Below are 15,195 nucleotides of genomic sequence, written 5' to 3' on the forward strand. Positions count from 1 at the left end.
CGTGCCGACCAACGGTCGCCCCCCCCTCGGCAGGATCGGGGCATCCCCACCACAGGGCTCACACCAGCAACCGTTCCACCAGCCGCTGGTACAGCCCCGGCAGTGCTTCCAGATCGTCAACGCGCACGTTCTCGTCCACCTGGTGGATGCTGGCGTTGACCGGTCCCACTTCGATGCACTGCGCGCCCAGCGGCGCGATGAAACGTGCATCCGAGGTGCCGCCGCCGGTGCTTTCTTCCGGGGCACGGCCGATGTGCTCGGCCAGTACCGCGCGCGCAGTCGCACGCAGCGTGCCTTCCGGGGTGTAGAACGGCTCACCGCTGCGACGCCACTTGAGCGTGTACTGCAGGCCATGCCGGTCAAGCAGTGCAATGATCTCCGCCTCCAGCTTCGGCGCATCCCAGTGCGGGTTGTAGCGGATGTTGAAATCCACCTCCAGCTCGCCGGGAATCACGTTGTTGGCACCGGTACCCGCGTGGACGTTGGATATCTGCAGGCTGGTCGGCGGGAAGCTCTCATAACCGTCGTCCCAGCGCCGTGCGCTCAGTTCGGACAGTGCCGGTGCCGCCTGATGGATCGGATTGCGCGCTTTTTCCGGGTACGCCACATGCCCCTGCACGCCCTGCACGCGCAGCTTGGCAGACAGGCTGCCACGACGGCCTACGCGCAGCAGGTCACCCAGCGTCGAGGTAGACGATGGCTCTCCGGTAATGCACCAGTCGATGCGCTGGCCGCGTTCGGCGAACAGCCGCGCCACGTGGCGCACGCCGTCGATCGCATCGCCCTCCTCGTCACTGGTCAGCAGTACTGCCAGCGTGCCGGGATGATCGGGATGCGCGGCGACGAACTGCTCGGCGGCGACCACGAATGCAGCCACACTGCCCTTCATGTCGGCGGTGCCACGGCCGTACAGCACACCATCACGGATCTGCGGCGTGAACGGATCGCTGGCCCAGGCCTCACGCGGGCCAGGCGGTACCACGTCGGTGTGGCCCAGCAGCACCAGTACCGGCGCACCCTGGCCGTGGGTCGCCCACAGGTTGTCGACCTCGCCCAGGCGCAGGTGGTCGCAATGGAACCCGGCCTGCTTCAGCCGCGCCGCCAGCAATGCCTGGCAGCCGGCATCGTCCGGCGTCACCGAAGGCCGCGAGATCAGCTCGCAGGTCAGGTCGAGCACCGCGCTCATGCGTCGCCTACGCTGAAGCGCGCCTTGAAGCCGTTGTCACTGAAGCCCTGGGTGACCTTGCCATCGGTGGTGACCACCACCGGGCGCTTGATCAGCTGGGGGTACTCGCGCAGCAACAGCTTCCACTCGGCCTCGGAATCGGCGGACTTGCGGTTGTCCGGCAACTGCCGCCAGGTGGTGGACGACTTGTTGACCATCGCGCCCAGGCCGCCCAGCTGCGCCGCCCACGCCAGCAGCGTTTCCGGGCTGGGCGTGTTGTCGCGGTAGTCGACGAAGGTGTACGGCACGCCGAAGCGGTCCAGCCACTTGGTCGCCTTCTTGCAGGTATCGCAGTTCTTCAAACCGTAGACAGTGGTGCTCATGGCCATCTGTGATGCTGGAAAACAGAGGGCCAGAATCTCACAACAGGCGCTCGGACACGACCCGGAACGGCACCCGTGGCAGCAGGAAGGCCAGCCCCTCGGCCAGGCTCACGCCCATCGCCTGCAGACGAGGGCAATGCAACTGGCCGAGCAGGCGCAGGGGCAGCAGGCTGTCGACGTCCACCGGCAACGCGATGCGCGTGCCGGCCCAGCGCTGGTCACAGGTACGGGCAATGGCCTCGTCCTGGCAGGCCAGGAAGCTCAGCATGGCGTGGTGACCACCGAAAGCCGCCGACCACGCTGCATCCTCCCAGGCGGCTGCAGCCCGCCACTGCAGGCGCAAATCCGGTGCACTGCCCTGCCCGCCCTCGATCCGCGTGCAACCGCCGCCTTCGGCGTCCAGCACGTGCGCGAAGCGTGCCGGCAGATGCGGCTGCATGGCATCGCTGAAGGCGCGTGCGCCGGCTACGAAGGCCAGCTGATCCATCACATTGCGATCGAACAGCACCACCGGCGTTCCGTCCGGATCGTCGTCGCGGCGCAGATACCAGCGCCAGTTGCTCTGCCTGGGAGACGGCAGCAGAGAACGCAGCGGCCCAGCCAGCGCCGGCCCGAAGTGCCCGTGCCGGTAGCTGAGGATGGTGTAAGGCGTACGGCCGCCATGGACCACGTAATGATGGCCCGGCGGTGGCGTCGGTGCGTGGCGCACATCGACCCACCAGCTCACGTAGACCACGTCGCGCACATCGCTGACCAGGGCCGGCATCGGCCAGCGCCGCGACAGCCTGCGGCGCAGACGGGTCCAGTGCAGGGCGTGCAGCAGGCGCGGCAGCATCCGCCCGAACAGGGTGTCGGACGGATGCAGGTAGATCGCGGACTGCGCCAGATCCTCCGGCGCAGTCACCGTCAGTCGGCCAGGCCGCGCAGCAGGTCGTTGACGCTGGTCTTGCTGCGGGTCTTGGCATCGACCTGCTTGACGATCACCGCGCAGTACAGCGAATGGGTACCATCCTTGCTCGGCAGCGAGCCGGACACCACCACGCTGTACGGCGGGATGTAGCCGTAGCTGATCTCGCCGGTGGCACGGTTGTAGATGCGGGTGCTCTGGCTGAGGAACACGCCCATGCCGATCACGCTGTGGTGGCCGACCACCACGCCTTCCACCACTTCCGAACGCGCACCGATGAAGCAGTGGTCCTCGATGATGGTCGGGCTGGCCTGCAGCGGTTCCAGCACACCGCCGATACCGGCGCCGCCGGACAGGTGGCAGTGCTGGCCGATCTGCGCACAGGAACCGACGGTGGCCCAGGTGTCGACCATGGTGCCTTCGCCGACGTAGGCGCCGATGTTGGTGAAGCTCGGCATCAGCACCACGTCCTTGCCGAAGTACGTGCCGCGACGGGCGATCGCGCCCGGCACCACGCGCACGCCGCCACGGCGGAATTTGGCTTCGTCGTAGCCGGCGAAACGCGATTCGACCTTGTCCCAGAACGGTGCCGGACGGGCGTCAACCACCGCCATGTCGTTGACACGGAAGTACAGCAGCACGGCCTTCTTCAGCCACTCGTTGACCTTCCAGCCGCCGTGGCCATCCGGCTCGGCAACGCGGAATTCGCCGCTCTCCAGGCCGTCGATCACGCGGTTGACCAGCGGCTTGGTCGAACCTTCCAGTTCGTGCAGGGTCAGCGTGGCACGGCGTTCGAACGCGCTCTCGATGCCGAACTTCAGCTCTTCCACGCCCGGCGCGGCCGGCTTGCGCAGCGACTTGCGGGCGATGGTCTCGGCGCGCGTGGTTTCAGCGCTCTTGGCCGGAGCCTTCTTCGCTGCTGCAGCCTTTTTCACCGGGGCCTTCACTGCAGCGGCCTTCTTCGGCGCAGCGGCCTTCTTCGCGGCCGGCGTGGCGGCAGCAGTTTTCCGGGCCGCTGCGCTCTTGGTGGTCGCGGCGGTCTTCTTGGCGGGCTTGGTGGCCATCAGGCGGGGTCTCCGGCGTTTCGATCAGGGTCCAGGCAGGCCAGCATTGCGTCATGCAGCTGCTGCCGGGCGGGTTCAGTCAGGGGGAGGTCGTGTTCGTCACTGATCACGAAGGTATCTTCGGCGCGTTCGCCAAAGGTGGCAATGCGCGCGTCCTGCACGCGCAGGCCCTGGTTGCGCAGCACGAACGCCACGTCGGCCAGCAGGCCGGGACGGTCGGGGGCAACCAGGGCAAAACGGGTCGCGCCGGGCTCATCGCGGAACTCGATGCGCGGCGCAAAACGGAAGTGGCGCAGCTGCCGTGGCACCACGCGGCGTGACGGCCGCAGGCGGGTCAGGTCGCCGCTGAGCGCTTCACGCAGGGCGGCCTCCAGATTGGCGCTGCTGCCATCGGCGAAGGTATCGGCCGGGCTCACTTCAAACGTATCGAAAATGGTATCGGCCGGGCCATCCAGCACGCGTGCGCGATGGATGCCGTAGCCCTTGCGGTCCAGCGTCATGACGATCGCGGCGAACAGGCCGTCGCGGTCAGGCGAGTGCACGAACACTTCCAGTGCGGGATCGTCGACGCTGATCCGGCGCACCTTCACCAGCGCCTGCCCCTGCTTCACCGGCACCAGGGCAGCGGCCTGCCAGGCCAGCTGCTCCGGGCGCAGGCGGATGAAGCCTTCGTCGGGCATCACCGCGAACTGGCGATCGATGGTGGCGTCGTCGTAACCCTGCTCGCGCACCAGTGCACGCACGCTGTCACGTGCTTCGGCCACGCGCTCGGCGGCCGGTACCGGATGCTCCAGGCCCTCGCGCAGCGCACGCCGTGTGGCGAAGTAGAGGTCGGCCAGCAACCGGTCCTTCCATGCGTTCCACAGCTTCGGGCTGGTGCCGGCGATGTCGGCGCAGGTCAGCAGGTACAGATAGTCCAGACGGTCGCGGCTGCCGACCAGGGTCGCAAAGCGATGGATCACCACCGGATCGGCGATGTCCTGCTTCTGCGCGGTCATCGACATGCGCAGGTGCTGTTCGACCAGCCACGCGACCAGCTCGGTATCGGAAGCACTCAGCCCGTGCGCCTGGCAGAACGCACGCGCGTCGACCGCCCCCAGTTCCGAGTGATCACCACCACGGCCCTTGGCGATGTCATGGAACAGGCCGGCCAGCAACAGCAGCTCCGGCTTGCGCAGGCGCGGCCACACTTCATGCGCGATCGAGAAGCGCTCGTCGGCACGGCTGCTGGCGAACAGGCCGATGTTGCGCAGGACCATCAGCGTGTGCTGATCGACGGTATAGACATGGAACAGGTCGAACTGCATGCGCCCGCTGACCTGGGCGAAGGCGGGAATCCACTGCCCGAGCACGCCCAGCCGCGCCATGCGCGAGAGCGTATCGACCGGGCGCTGGCCGCGCAGCAGCGCCAGGAAATGTTCGCGTGCATCGGTATCGGCCTGGTCGTAGGCCGGCAGCTGCGGCAACGATTCGGCCAACGCGCGTGCTGTCAATGAATGCAGGCCCCGCACCTGCGGGTTGTTGGCCCAGCCGGCGAACAGCGCGAATACCTGGCCGATGTCGCCACGCGGCCATTCGGCCTCGTTGGCGGCCAGATAGCCACGACGCAGGGAAAAACCAACGGTCAGCGGTTCCGGCTGTGCCTCGCCATCGAACTGCTCCTCGAAGCGCTGCAGCAGGCGGTCGCTGATCCGGCGCACCACCAGTGCGGCCCGGTAGAACCCCTGCATCATCTTCTCGACACCGAGGTTCTCGGCGTCGTCTTCGAAGCCCAGGCGCGCGGCCAGGGTCTTCTGGTAATCGAAGCGCAGGCGCTCTTCCGGGCGGCGTGCCACCAGGTGCAGGCCAAATCGCAGGCGTGCCAGCACCGCGCGCTCGCGCTTCAGTGCAGCCGCTTCGTCGGCCCCCAGGTGACCCAGCCCGACCAGCGCTTCCAGATCGCGCACACCGAACGCACGCAGCGCCATCCATCCCAGCGTGTTGAGGTCGCGCAGTCCGCCGGGACCATCTTTCAGGTCGGGTTCCAAATTGTCGGCGGTGTCGCCGAAACGCTGGTGGCGGTTGCGCAGTTCTTCCAGCTTGGCCAGGAAGAACGCACGCGCCGGCCACAGCTCACGGTCGTCGATGGCCTCGCGCAACGCGCGACGGGTCGCATCCTCGGCGAGGATCGGCCGCGCCTCGATCAGTGCGGTCATCACCGTCTGGTCGGCAGCGGCCTCACGGCACTGCGCGGCCGAGCGCACGGCGTGGCTGACCGCCAGCCCGCAATCCCACAACAGCGCGAACAGGCGCGCCAGCGCGGCCTCCTGGGCCAACTGCGCCGCCGGCTCTCCGAACACCAGCAGGTCGATGTCCGAACACGGGAACAGTTCCCCACGCCCGTAGCCGCCCACCGCGAACAGCGACAGGCCGCTGTCGGTGGGCAGGCATCGCTGCCAGGCAAGGCGGATCAGGTGGTCGGCAGCGCGCGCGCGCAGCGCCAGCAGTCGCTCGATGTTGTCGCCCTGGTCGAATCGGCGGTACAGGCGCGCGTCGGCCTGCTGCAGCGCCTGGCGCGCGGCAGCAGCCCAGTCCGTGTCATTGAGCGACGCGGCCGGCGTGTCCAGCAGCGAACTCGCCGGCAACATCCTCAGGAGACCTGCGACTCGCCCGGCGACAGGGTCAGCACGTCGACGCCGGTTTCGGTGACCGCGATCATGTGCTCCCACTGCGCCGACAGCTTGCGGTCCTTGGTCACCACGGTCCAGCCATCCGGCAGCACCTTGTTGTAGCGGGTGCCCTCATTGATCATCGGCTCGATGGTGAAGGTCATGCCCGGCTGCAGCACCAGGCCCTGGCCGGGACGGCCGTAGTGCACCACCTGCGGTTCGTCGTGGTAGACCTTGCCGATGCCGTGGCCGCAGTACTCGCGCACCACGCTGAAACGCTCGCCTTCGGCGTAGCTCTGGATGGCATGGCCGATGTCGCCCAGCGTAGCGCCCGGACGCACCGCGCGGATGCCGCGCCACATGGCTTCGTAGGTGGCTTCCACCAAGCGCCGCGCCATCACCGAGGGGGTGCCGACGAAGAACATGCGGCTGGTGTCGCCGTGCCAGCCATCCTTGATGACGGTGACGTCGATATTGATGATGTCGCCATCCTTCAGGACCTTCCCTTCACTGGGAATGCCGTGGCAGATGACGTTGTTGACCGAGGTGCACACGGTCTTCGGGAAGCCGCGGTAGCCGACGTTGGCCGGAATGGTGCCCTGCACGTTCACGATGTGGTCGTGGCAGATGCGGTCCAGTTCCTCGGTGGTGACACCGGGCTTGACGTGGGGGGTGACGATGTCGAGCACTTCGCTGGCCAAGCGGCCGGCGACACGCATCATCTCGATTTCCTGCGGGGTTTTCAGATTCACGCTCATGGCGCCCATTATCGCCGATCCGGCCGCAATCTGAACGAACGCCACCCAACTGGCGATCCGGGCCATGCACGGTTCCGGCAAGGAAAGTGAAAGCGTGATGGAGTCCGCCCTTTCGCCTGCCTATTTATCACGGATTACAGACACTTACGGCACCTAAGCTGGGGCCACTGTCGTCAAAGCGGCGCCGAACATGCCGCCTTCGCCTTGTTCAACGGACCTTCGGGTCAGGGAGGTTGTCCATGCGATTCCCGCTTCGTTCGCCGCTTGCCTGGGCCTTGGCCGGGGTCCTGCTGTCCAGCCCGGCCCTGGCCGCCGACACCACCACTTTCAATGTCACCCTGGTGGTCACCAAGGCCTGCACCATCACGGCGGCGGCCGCCACCAACGTCGACTTCGGCACCGCCGCCTCGACCACCGCTACTCCCACCCTTGGCCAGGGTACGGTGACCGCACAGTGCTCGGCCCTGACCCCGTACACGATTTCACTGAATGCGGGTGCCAACGCCAGCACCGCCAATGACGTCACCACCCGCCGGATGAAGAACACCAACGCCGCGGTGACCGCCAACAACTTCGTGGGCTACCAGCTGTACCAGGATGCCGCGCACACCCTGGTCTGGGGTTCCACCTCCGGCACCAACACGCAGGCCGGCATCGGCACTGGCCTGGCCGTGCCTTACATCGTCTACGGCCAGATCCTCAACCTGAGCACCAACAACCCGGCCACCGGTAACTACCTGGATACGGTCACCGCCACGATCACCTATTGATGGAGCACGCCCGCATGGCCGGACCCCGCCCGTGGCGCGCCACCGGCGTGGCGTTGCTCGCCCTGTGCCTGCTGGCGACCTCCATGGCAGGTGCCACCAGCCTGCAGGTCGCCCCCACCAGCCTGCAGCTGGAAGCCCGCCAGCGTGCCGGCGAACTGTGGCTGACCAACAGCGGTACCTCGCCGGTGAAGCTGCAGGTACGCGTCTTCCGCTGGGTGCAGCAGGGCGGCCAGGAGCAACTGCTGCCCACCGATGAACTGATGGCCTCCCCGCCGATGCAGGAGCTGGCCGCCGGCCAGCAGCAGCTGGTGCGGGTGATGCGCCCGACCCGGGAGCCCCCCTCGGTGCAACAGTATTTCCGCCTGATCGTGGACGAGGTGCCGGACCTGGCCACCCGTGCCGAGGGCATGCAGTTCGTCCTGCGCTACTCGATCCCGGTGTTCGTACAACCCGCGTCCGGCAAACTCGCCCCCCAACTGCAGGCGCGCCTGGTAACGCTGGACGATGGCCGCAACGGCGTCGAGGTAACCAATTCGGGCAACAGCTACGCACAGATTGCCGATCTCGCACTCGGCAGCCTCAAGCGCCCGCGCATCGTGCACCCTGGCCTGCTGGGCTATGTACTCCCCGGCCAGGTGATGCGCTGGCCGATCGAGCGCATGGCGATCGACCGCGACAACGACCAGATCACGGCCAAGCTCAATGGCGAGTCGGAACAGACGCCGCTGTCGCCCCCATCGGCTCGCTGAGGCGTTGATGGGCGCGCTGCTTGCTGCCCTGGCTCCTGCGGCGACCGAAGCCGCCGATGTGTCCGGCGTAACGGCCACCGGGGCCGCCGACGTATCAGGCATCTCCGCCGATGCGATCCTGCCGCCCCCCACCCCGCTGACCGCCAGCCAGACGCTGTACCTGGACGTGTCGCTCAACAGCACGCCGCGCGGGCTGCTTCCCTTCATCGAGAACCGCGGCCGCCTGCAGGCCAGCCCCGAGGTTCTGCGCCAGCTCGGCTTCAATGCCAGTGGCGATGCACCGGTCTACCTGGACCAGATCAGCGGCGCGGTGGTGCGCTATGACGCCCACCTGCAGACCCTGGCGCTGGACGTACCGCTGGACCAGCTGACCCTGCCGACCACCGTGCTCAGCCGCCCGCAGACGCGTGCGCCCGCCGGCAGCGCCTCGCCCGGCGTGCTGCTCAACTACGACATCTACGGCAGCCGGGTGGACACGCTCGGCAACCTCAGCCTGAGCTCGGAGCTGCGCCTGTTCGGCGTCGGCGACGGCACCTTCGAGAACACCGCGATCAGCCGTCGCTACCAGCAGCCCGGCGACCGTCGCTGGCGCGGCGAAAGCGTGCGCCTGGATACACGCTGGCGCCTGGATTTCCCCGACAAGGCGATGACACTGGAGGTCGGCGATTTCTACAGCGGCTTCGTAGATTGGACCCGACCGGTGCGCCTGGGTGGCCTGCAGATCGGCCGCAACTACGGGCTGCAGCCCTATCGCGTCCTGACCCCCACGCCCAGCTTCCTCGGCCAGGCGGTGGTGCCGTCCACGGTCGAGCTGTACGTTGATGGCCTGCGTCAGTACAGCGGCCAGGTGCCGGTTGGCCCGTTCCAGCTGGCCGCGCAGCCGGGCATCAGTGGCACCGGCAGCGCGCAGGTGGTGGTCACCGATGCGTTCGGCCGCATGCAGACGCTGGACTTCAGTTTCTACGGTACCCAGCAACTGCTGGCCAAGGGCCTGTCGGACTGGTCGGTCGGCGTCGGCCGCCTGCGCGAGGACTTCGGCCAGCGCTCCTTCGCCTACGATGATCGCACTGTGGCCAACGCCAGCTGGCGCGGCGGCATCAGCGACTCGTTCACCGGCGAGGCCCATGCCGAAGGCGGCGGCGGCCTGACCCAGGCCGGCGTCGGCGGCTGGTGGCTGCTCGGCGGTGCCGGCGTGTTCAACGCGGCCTACGCGCACAGCGATTACCACGGCCTGCAGGGCGGGCAGTGGGCGCTGGGTTACAGCTGGAACAACCGGCGCGTCAACTTCAACCTGCGCAGCGTGCGCAGCCACGGCGACTACCGCGACCTGGGCGCATTACAGGGCAACCTGCCGCCCAGCATCAGCGAGCAGGCCACGGTCGGCATGGATCTGCTGCGGCTGGGTACGCTCAGCGCCAGCTACCTGCGCCTGCGCTACCCGGATGGCGAGGACAACCGCTACGCCAGCCTGTTCTGGTCGCGCACCTGGAGCCAGCGCTGGTCAGCCTACCTGTCGGTGAACCAGAACCTGGACCAGAGCGACGACCGCAGCATCTATCTGTCGGTGACCGCCAGCCTGGGCAACAACCGCCAGGCCAGCCTGTCCAGCCAGCGCAACGGCGACAGCCAGAGCTGGGTGGCCGACGTGACCCAGCCGGTGCCCGGCGACGGCAGCGCTGGCGGTGTCGGCTGGCGTGCACAGGTACGCCATGGCGAAGACGGCAATGGTGGCCTGGCCGAGGTCGGCATTCTCAATGACATCGGCCGCTATTCGTTCGGCGCCTCGCGCCAGGGCGGGCTCAACTATGCCTACGGCAGCGCCAGTGGCAGCCTGGTCTGGATGGGCGGGCACGCGTTCGCCACCCGCGAGGTCTCGGACGCGTTCGCGGTGATCAGCACCAACGGCGTCGGCGGCGTGCCGGTGCGGCTGGAGAACCGCCTGATCGGCGTCACCGATGATCGTGGCCTGTTGCTGGTCAGCCCGCTGCTGTCCTGGCAGCGCAACCGGGTCTCGATCGACACTCTGGACCTGCCCGAAGACATGCGTGCCGACCGCATCGAGGACTGGGTGACGCCGCGCCAGCGCGCAGGTGCGCGCGTGACCTTCCAGCTGCGCTCGCGGCCCTCTCTGAGCCTGACCCTGCTGGCGATGGACGGACAGCCACTGGAAGTGGGCAGCGAAGTACAACTGCCCGATGGCCGCCAGACGACGGTGGGCTATGACGGCCTGCTGTATCTGGAAGACGTCGCCGCCGGCAGCGTGCTGTACATCACCACCAGCCGCGGACAGTGCCGCGTGAAGGTGCCAGATCTGCCCAAGGTGGTGGCAGCCGGCGCGCGGCCGAAGCCGGCACCGCTGCAGTGCATCCCGGAGGTGGCGCCGTGAGGGTGCTGCTGCTCGGCCTGTTGCTGTTGGCTGGCCTGCTGGCGAGCGCACCGGCGGGCGCCACCGCGGCCTGTACGGCCGTCGCCAACCCCACCCTGCCGTTCGGCAACATCAACAGCAATGCCCCCGGCCCCACTACAGCCACGTTGAACATCACGGTCACCTGCACCACCGCCGCCCTCAGCCTGCTGGCCACTACCGGTGTGCGCGTCTGCGTGGGCATCGGTGCCGGCAGTGGCGGCGGTAGTGCCACTACATCACGGACGATGGCCACCGGCAGTGGCGACACCATGAATTTCCAGTTGTACAACAACGCCAGCTTCGGCCAGGTCACCGGCCTGCTCCCACACGGCACGCCACCGGCACAGGAACTGGCCATGTCCTACAACGTACCGCTGCTGACAGGCGGCAGCGGCGCGCAGACCACGCAATTGTTCGCGCAGATCCCCGCCAACCAGGTTCTGGCTTCCGGCGCGTACAGCAGCTCGTTCAATGGTGCCAACGTGGTGCTGACCTGGGCCTGGAATGAAGTGCTGCTCGGCACCGCCACCGTGCCCGCCACCTGCAACGGCGGCGCCACCGGTACCAACAGCGCCAGCGCCGCCTTCAGCTTCACCGCCACCGCCAACGTGCTGCCGCAATGCGGCAGCTACGTCACCACCAACATGAACTTCGGCAATGTCACCGGCGGCATTCCGGCCAACATCGACCAGACTGCCACACTGACGCTGACCTGCCTGAAGAACACCGCCTTCCAGGTCGGCCTCAACAACGGCCAGAACAACCCCGCTGCCACTACCACCCGGCGCATGGCCACCACCATCGGCACCGGTACCTACTTCCTCAATTACGAGTTGTACCGGGACTCGGCACGGACCCAGCGCTGGGGCAATACGCTGACCGTTGATACCGCCAGCGGAACCGGCACCGGAAGTGCGCAGCAGCTGACCATCTACGGCCGGGTACCACCGGTGACCGGCCAGCCCCCTGCCGGTACCTACAATGACCTGGTGCAGGTGACGATCACTTACTGACCTGTGTGCCGACCAACGGTCGGCACACACCGGGGCAGGTTTCGGTAGATCCACGCCATGCGTGGATGCGCGCATCACCCTTGCCCCGGGAGCAGTCGACTGCCTGAGTGATCTGTAGCAACTGTCTTGTCAGGCGGAGGCCATCTGGGCCTCCGCCTGACAAGACAGTTGCTACAGTTCCAGCGCATCCGGCCGATACCGCGCAGCGAGTCCTAAAGCACGGTGGATGGCAGGTGGTTCGCGCACTTCTGATCGGGGCGATGCTGGTCGCCAGTACGCCCGCGTGGGCCGATCCCAGCAACACGTTGCAGATCCGCCTTACCGTGGTCGAAGCCTGCAGCGCTGACACAGGCAATGCCGGCTGCCCGGTACCCCACCAGCGCAGCGACGCAGCGCAGCTGCCGCCACAGATCCGCGAGCTCGTGCCGCCTGCAACCGATGACGACGAAACACCCACCGTGACCGTCATCTACTGATGCGCCTGTTGCTGCCCCTGCTTGGGTTGCTGCTGGCACTGCCTGCCGCAGCGCTGGAGCTAATGCCGACCACGTTGCAGCTGCCGGCCGAAGGTGGTCATGCCGAATTGTGGCTGCACAACCCGGGCCCAAGCCGCTGGCAGGGCCAGGTGCACATACTGGCGTGGGAACAGCACCCCGATGCCGAAGTATTGCGGCCCAGCGACCAGATCCTGGCCAGCCCCACGCAGCTGGACCTCGCCCCCGGGGCACGCCAACGCATCTGGCTGCTGCCACGTCAGCCGGCGCCAAGTGTTGGCGAGCAGGCCTACCGGATCGTGCTGGCTCCAGATGTACCTGACCTGCCTCGTTACTCGCTGCCGCTTTTCCGTGGCCAGGCCGCACCCGTGGCGCAGCCGCGACTGCATGCCCGCGTCGAACCGGGCATGTCGCAACCCGTGCTGCGACTGAACAACACGGGCGCCTTGCACGCCCGCCTCCACGATCTCTCGTTCATCACCGATGGCGGTCGCCGCAACCTCCTGCTGCCGGGGCTGGCCGGCTACATCCTGCCCGGCCAAGTCCGCCGCTGGGCCCTGCCCCAGCGCGCCCAGGGCTACACTGGCGGCCGGTTCCTGGCCCGGCTGCAGGACGGGCGCGAGGTCGAGTTGGCCGTGCCAGACCCTGCGATTGCAGCCAGCGCATCGAGCGGGCTATAATCGTCCGGATTCCTGCCGCATGCGTGCGCGGGAAACCCGTCCACACCGGACGTCACCGGTGAATCCACACCTGCTGCCCCCATCCGTGCCGGGGTGCTCCGCAAGGAGTTCGGCCACGGAGGCAACAGGGAAGCCCAACCCCGGAACCATCCGCGCTTCCACGCGTCCCGCATACCTCTATCCCGCGGGCGGAATCGCCGGTTCCATATCAGGAGTATTGCAATGCCCCAGGTCACCATGCGTCAGATGCTGGAAGCCGGCGTCCACTTCGGCCACCAGACCCGCTACTGGAACCCGAAGATGGCTCCGTACATCTTCGGCGCCCGCGGCAAGATCCACATCATCAACCTGGAAAAGACCGTCCCGCTGTTCAACGATGCGATGAACTTCATCTCGTCGGTTGCCCAGAAGCGCGGCACCGTCCTGTTCCTGGGCACCAAGCGCAGCGCCCGCGAAACCATCAAGGAAGAAGCCGAGCGTTGCGGCATGCCGTTCATGAACCAGCGTTGGCTGGGCGGCACCCTGACCAACTTCCGTACCGTCAAGCAGTCGGTTGCCCGCCTGAAGGAACTGGAAGCCGGTGAAACCGACGGCACCTTCGAGAAGCTGGTCAAGCACGAAGTGCTGGGCCTGCGTCGCGAGCGCGACAAGCTGGAAGCCTCGCTGGGCGGCATCAAGGACATGAACCGCCTGCCGGACGCCATCTTCGTGATCGATATCGGCCACGAAGACATCGCGATCAAGGAAGCCAAGAAGCTGGGCATCCCGGTCATCGCCGTGGTTGATACCAACTACAACCCGGAACTGGTGGATTACGCGATCCCGGGCAACGACGACGCCATCCGTGCCGTGCAGCTGTACTCGCGCGCCGCCGCCGACGCCGTGCTGGAAGGCAAGGCTGCTGCTCCGCACGCCGCCACCGTCCGTGAAGAAGAGTTCGCCGACGCTCCGGCCGAAGACGCCAAGCCGGCCCGCCGCGCTCCGGCCAAGAAGGCTGCTGCCGACAAGGGCGAAGCCCAGGCCTGATCCAGGCCCCGGTGGGCGCCACGCGCCCACCTGTCCTGTCCGCTGCCGATGGCGCGACGACAGGACACTGTCACACGGGCCGGCCACCATGCCGGCCCAACCCCTTTCTTTCGTGAGGTAATCCCGTGGAAATCACTGCTTCCCTGGTCAAGGAACTGCGCGAGCGCACCGGCGCCGGCATGATGGAATGCAAGAAGGCTCTCACCGAAGCCAACGGCGACATCGACGCTGCTGCTGAAGCCATGCGCAAGTCCGGCGCTGCCAAGGCCGACAAGAAGGCTGACCGCGTGGCCGCCGAAGGCCGTCTGGGCCTGGCCCAGGATGGCGGCAAGGCCGTGCTGGTCGAAGTCAACTCGGAAACCGACTTCGTCGCCAACGACGTCAACTTCAAGAACTTCGTCGATTCCGTCGCCGCTGCCGCCCTGGCATCGGGCGCCAATGACGTCGAAGCCGTGAAGGCTGCCAAGCTGGCCGATGGCCGCACCGTTGAAGAAGCCCGCGCCACCGCCGTGCAGACCCTGGGTGAGAACATCCAGATCCGTCGCATGGTGAAGGTTGATGGCAACAACACCATCGGCGCCTACGTCCACACCAACGGCAAGGTTGGCGTGCTGGTCGACCTGGTCGGCGGCGACGTCGAGCTGGCCCGTGGCCTGGCCATGCACGTGGCTGCCCTGAAGCCGCCGCACAACAAGGCTGCGGACGTCCCGGCCGAGTTCGTCGAGAAGGAAAAGGAAATCGAGCTGGCCAAGATGTCCGAAAAGGACAAGGCCAAGCCGGCCGAGATCCTGGAAAAGATCATCAGCGGCAAGATCAACAAGATCGTCAGCGACGTGACCCTGTACGGCCAGACCTACGTGCTGGGCGACACCACCGTCGAGCAGGTGGTCAAGGCCGCTGGCGCCGACGTGGCAGGCTTCAAGCTGCTGGTCGTCGGCGAAGGCATCGAGAAGGTGGTGGAAGACTACGCCGCCGAAGTTGCCAAGGCGATGCAGGTCTGATTCCAGCCTCCCGGCTGTGATGCGACCAGAAGGAGCCGCGGGGAACCGCGGCTCTTTTTTTATGCCCGCCCCGGTGACAGGTGCGCACCGCTGGTGCCATCTCTGCCATATCTGTGGGTGCGCACCGTTG

General features: G+C 67.1%; 14 protein-coding genes. 8 read left to right on the forward strand and 6 right to left on the reverse strand.

Going from position 1 to position 15,195, the window contains the following annotated elements:
* Positions 1–58: 58 nt before the first annotated feature.
* Genes dapE through map form a run of 6 tightly spaced genes read right to left on the reverse strand, consistent with a single transcriptional unit; the run spans position 59 to position 6,934 of the window.
* Positions 59–1,186, reverse strand: coding sequence for a succinyl-diaminopimelate desuccinylase (gene dapE, locus AC07M7_RS00780; RefSeq protein ID WP_495206540.1), 1,128 nt, complete (start codon positions 1,184–1,186; stop codon positions 59–61).
* Complete coding sequence (locus tag AC07M7_RS00785) at positions 1,183–1,554, reverse strand: arsenate reductase (protein ID WP_136638654.1); 372 nt, start codon at positions 1,552–1,554, stop codon at positions 1,183–1,185. The genes dapE and AC07M7_RS00785 overlap by 4 nt, the downstream gene beginning before the upstream one ends.
* Before the next feature lie 31 nt (positions 1,555–1,585).
* The gene (locus AC07M7_RS00790) at positions 1,586–2,452 is read right to left on the reverse strand and encodes a hypothetical protein (protein ID WP_495206541.1); all 867 of its coding nucleotides are present in this window, start codon (positions 2,450–2,452) and stop codon (positions 1,586–1,588) included.
* 2 nt (positions 2,453–2,454) lie between these two features.
* Positions 2,455–3,519 (reverse strand): 2,3,4,5-tetrahydropyridine-2,6-dicarboxylate N-succinyltransferase, encoded by a 1,065-nt coding sequence (gene dapD / locus AC07M7_RS00795; RefSeq protein ID WP_046983128.1) that lies wholly within the window; start codon positions 3,517–3,519, stop codon positions 2,455–2,457.
* Entirely contained in the window at positions 3,519–6,128 is a 2,610-nt protein-coding gene (locus AC07M7_RS00800) for a [protein-PII] uridylyltransferase (RefSeq protein WP_482997701.1), read from the reverse strand. The genes dapD and AC07M7_RS00800 overlap by 1 nt, the downstream gene beginning before the upstream one ends.
* A 20-nt stretch (positions 6,129–6,148) precedes the next feature.
* Positions 6,149–6,934: a type I methionyl aminopeptidase gene (gene map, locus AC07M7_RS00805; protein ID WP_032969368.1), complete on the reverse strand. Its 786-nt coding sequence runs from the start codon at positions 6,932–6,934 to the stop codon at positions 6,149–6,151.
* 230 nt (positions 6,935–7,164) lie between these two features.
* Here map and AC07M7_RS00810 point away from each other — a divergent pair, with 230 nt between their 5' ends.
* The 8 genes from AC07M7_RS00810 to tsf all read left to right on the forward strand — a co-directional run bounded on the left by AC07M7_RS00810 (position 7,165) and on the right by tsf (position 15,065).
* The gene (locus AC07M7_RS00810) at positions 7,165–7,695 is read left to right on the forward strand and encodes a Csu type fimbrial protein (protein ID WP_046983131.1); all 531 of its coding nucleotides are present in this window, start codon (positions 7,165–7,167) and stop codon (positions 7,693–7,695) included.
* Positions 7,695–8,444 (forward strand): fimbrial biogenesis chaperone, encoded by a 750-nt coding sequence (locus AC07M7_RS00815; protein ID WP_495206542.1) that lies wholly within the window; start codon positions 7,695–7,697, stop codon positions 8,442–8,444. The genes AC07M7_RS00810 and AC07M7_RS00815 overlap by 1 nt, the downstream gene beginning before the upstream one ends.
* A gap of 7 nt (positions 8,445–8,451) precedes the next feature.
* Positions 8,452–10,830, forward strand: coding sequence for a fimbria/pilus outer membrane usher protein (locus AC07M7_RS00820; RefSeq protein ID WP_136638657.1), 2,379 nt, complete (start codon positions 8,452–8,454; stop codon positions 10,828–10,830).
* Positions 10,827–11,864, forward strand: a complete 1,038-nt coding sequence (locus AC07M7_RS00825) for a Csu type fimbrial protein (RefSeq protein ID WP_295381695.1) — start codon at positions 10,827–10,829, stop codon at positions 11,862–11,864. Before AC07M7_RS00820 ends, AC07M7_RS00825 begins: the two co-directional genes overlap by 4 nt.
* 260 nt (positions 11,865–12,124) lie before the next feature.
* A complete protein-coding gene (locus AC07M7_RS00830) occupies positions 12,125–12,340 on the forward strand; it encodes a hypothetical protein (protein WP_046983134.1) in 216 nt (71 codons plus the stop codon).
* Complete coding sequence (locus AC07M7_RS00835) at positions 12,340–13,038, forward strand: fimbrial biogenesis chaperone (RefSeq protein ID WP_478475027.1); 699 nt, start codon at positions 12,340–12,342, stop codon at positions 13,036–13,038. Before AC07M7_RS00830 ends, AC07M7_RS00835 begins: the two co-directional genes overlap by 1 nt.
* A 222-nt stretch (positions 13,039–13,260) precedes the next feature.
* On the forward strand, positions 13,261–14,064 hold the full coding sequence (rpsB, locus tag AC07M7_RS00840) for a 30S ribosomal protein S2 (protein WP_012510514.1): 804 nt from the start codon (positions 13,261–13,263) through the stop codon (positions 14,062–14,064).
* 125 nt (positions 14,065–14,189) lie between these two features.
* The gene (gene tsf, locus AC07M7_RS00845) at positions 14,190–15,065 is read left to right on the forward strand and encodes a translation elongation factor Ts (RefSeq protein WP_046983136.1); all 876 of its coding nucleotides are present in this window, start codon (positions 14,190–14,192) and stop codon (positions 15,063–15,065) included.
* Positions 15,066–15,195 lie beyond the last annotated feature (130 nt).

The sequence above is a fragment of the Stenotrophomonas sp. GW821-FHT09E08 genome (assembly GCF_059416125.1).

Excerpts from the sequence above, each read along its gene's own strand:
- rpsB (WP_012510514.1), top strand. The coding sequence starts at position 13,261 with ATGCCCCAGGTCACCATGCGTCAGATGCTGGAAGCCGGCGTCCACTTC.
- dapE (WP_495206540.1), bottom strand. The coding sequence starts at position 1,186 with ATGAGCGCGGTGCTCGACCTGACCTGCGAGCTGATCTCGCGGCCTTCG.
- AC07M7_RS00785 (WP_136638654.1), bottom strand. The coding sequence starts at position 1,554 with ATGGCCATGAGCACCACTGTCTACGGTTTGAAGAACTGCGATACCTGC.
- AC07M7_RS00820 (WP_136638657.1), top strand. The coding sequence starts at position 8,452 with ATGGGCGCGCTGCTTGCTGCCCTGGCTCCTGCGGCGACCGAAGCCGCC.
- dapD (WP_046983128.1), bottom strand. The coding sequence starts at position 3,519 with ATGGCCACCAAGCCCGCCAAGAAGACCGCCGCGACCACCAAGAGCGCA.
- AC07M7_RS00835 (WP_478475027.1), top strand. The coding sequence starts at position 12,340 with ATGCGCCTGTTGCTGCCCCTGCTTGGGTTGCTGCTGGCACTGCCTGCC.
- AC07M7_RS00830 (WP_046983134.1), top strand. The coding sequence starts at position 12,125 with ATGCTGGTCGCCAGTACGCCCGCGTGGGCCGATCCCAGCAACACGTTG.
- AC07M7_RS00810 (WP_046983131.1), top strand. The coding sequence starts at position 7,165 with ATGCGATTCCCGCTTCGTTCGCCGCTTGCCTGGGCCTTGGCCGGGGTC.
- AC07M7_RS00815 (WP_495206542.1), top strand. The coding sequence starts at position 7,695 with ATGGAGCACGCCCGCATGGCCGGACCCCGCCCGTGGCGCGCCACCGGC.
- map (WP_032969368.1), bottom strand. The coding sequence starts at position 6,934 with ATGGGCGCCATGAGCGTGAATCTGAAAACCCCGCAGGAAATCGAGATG.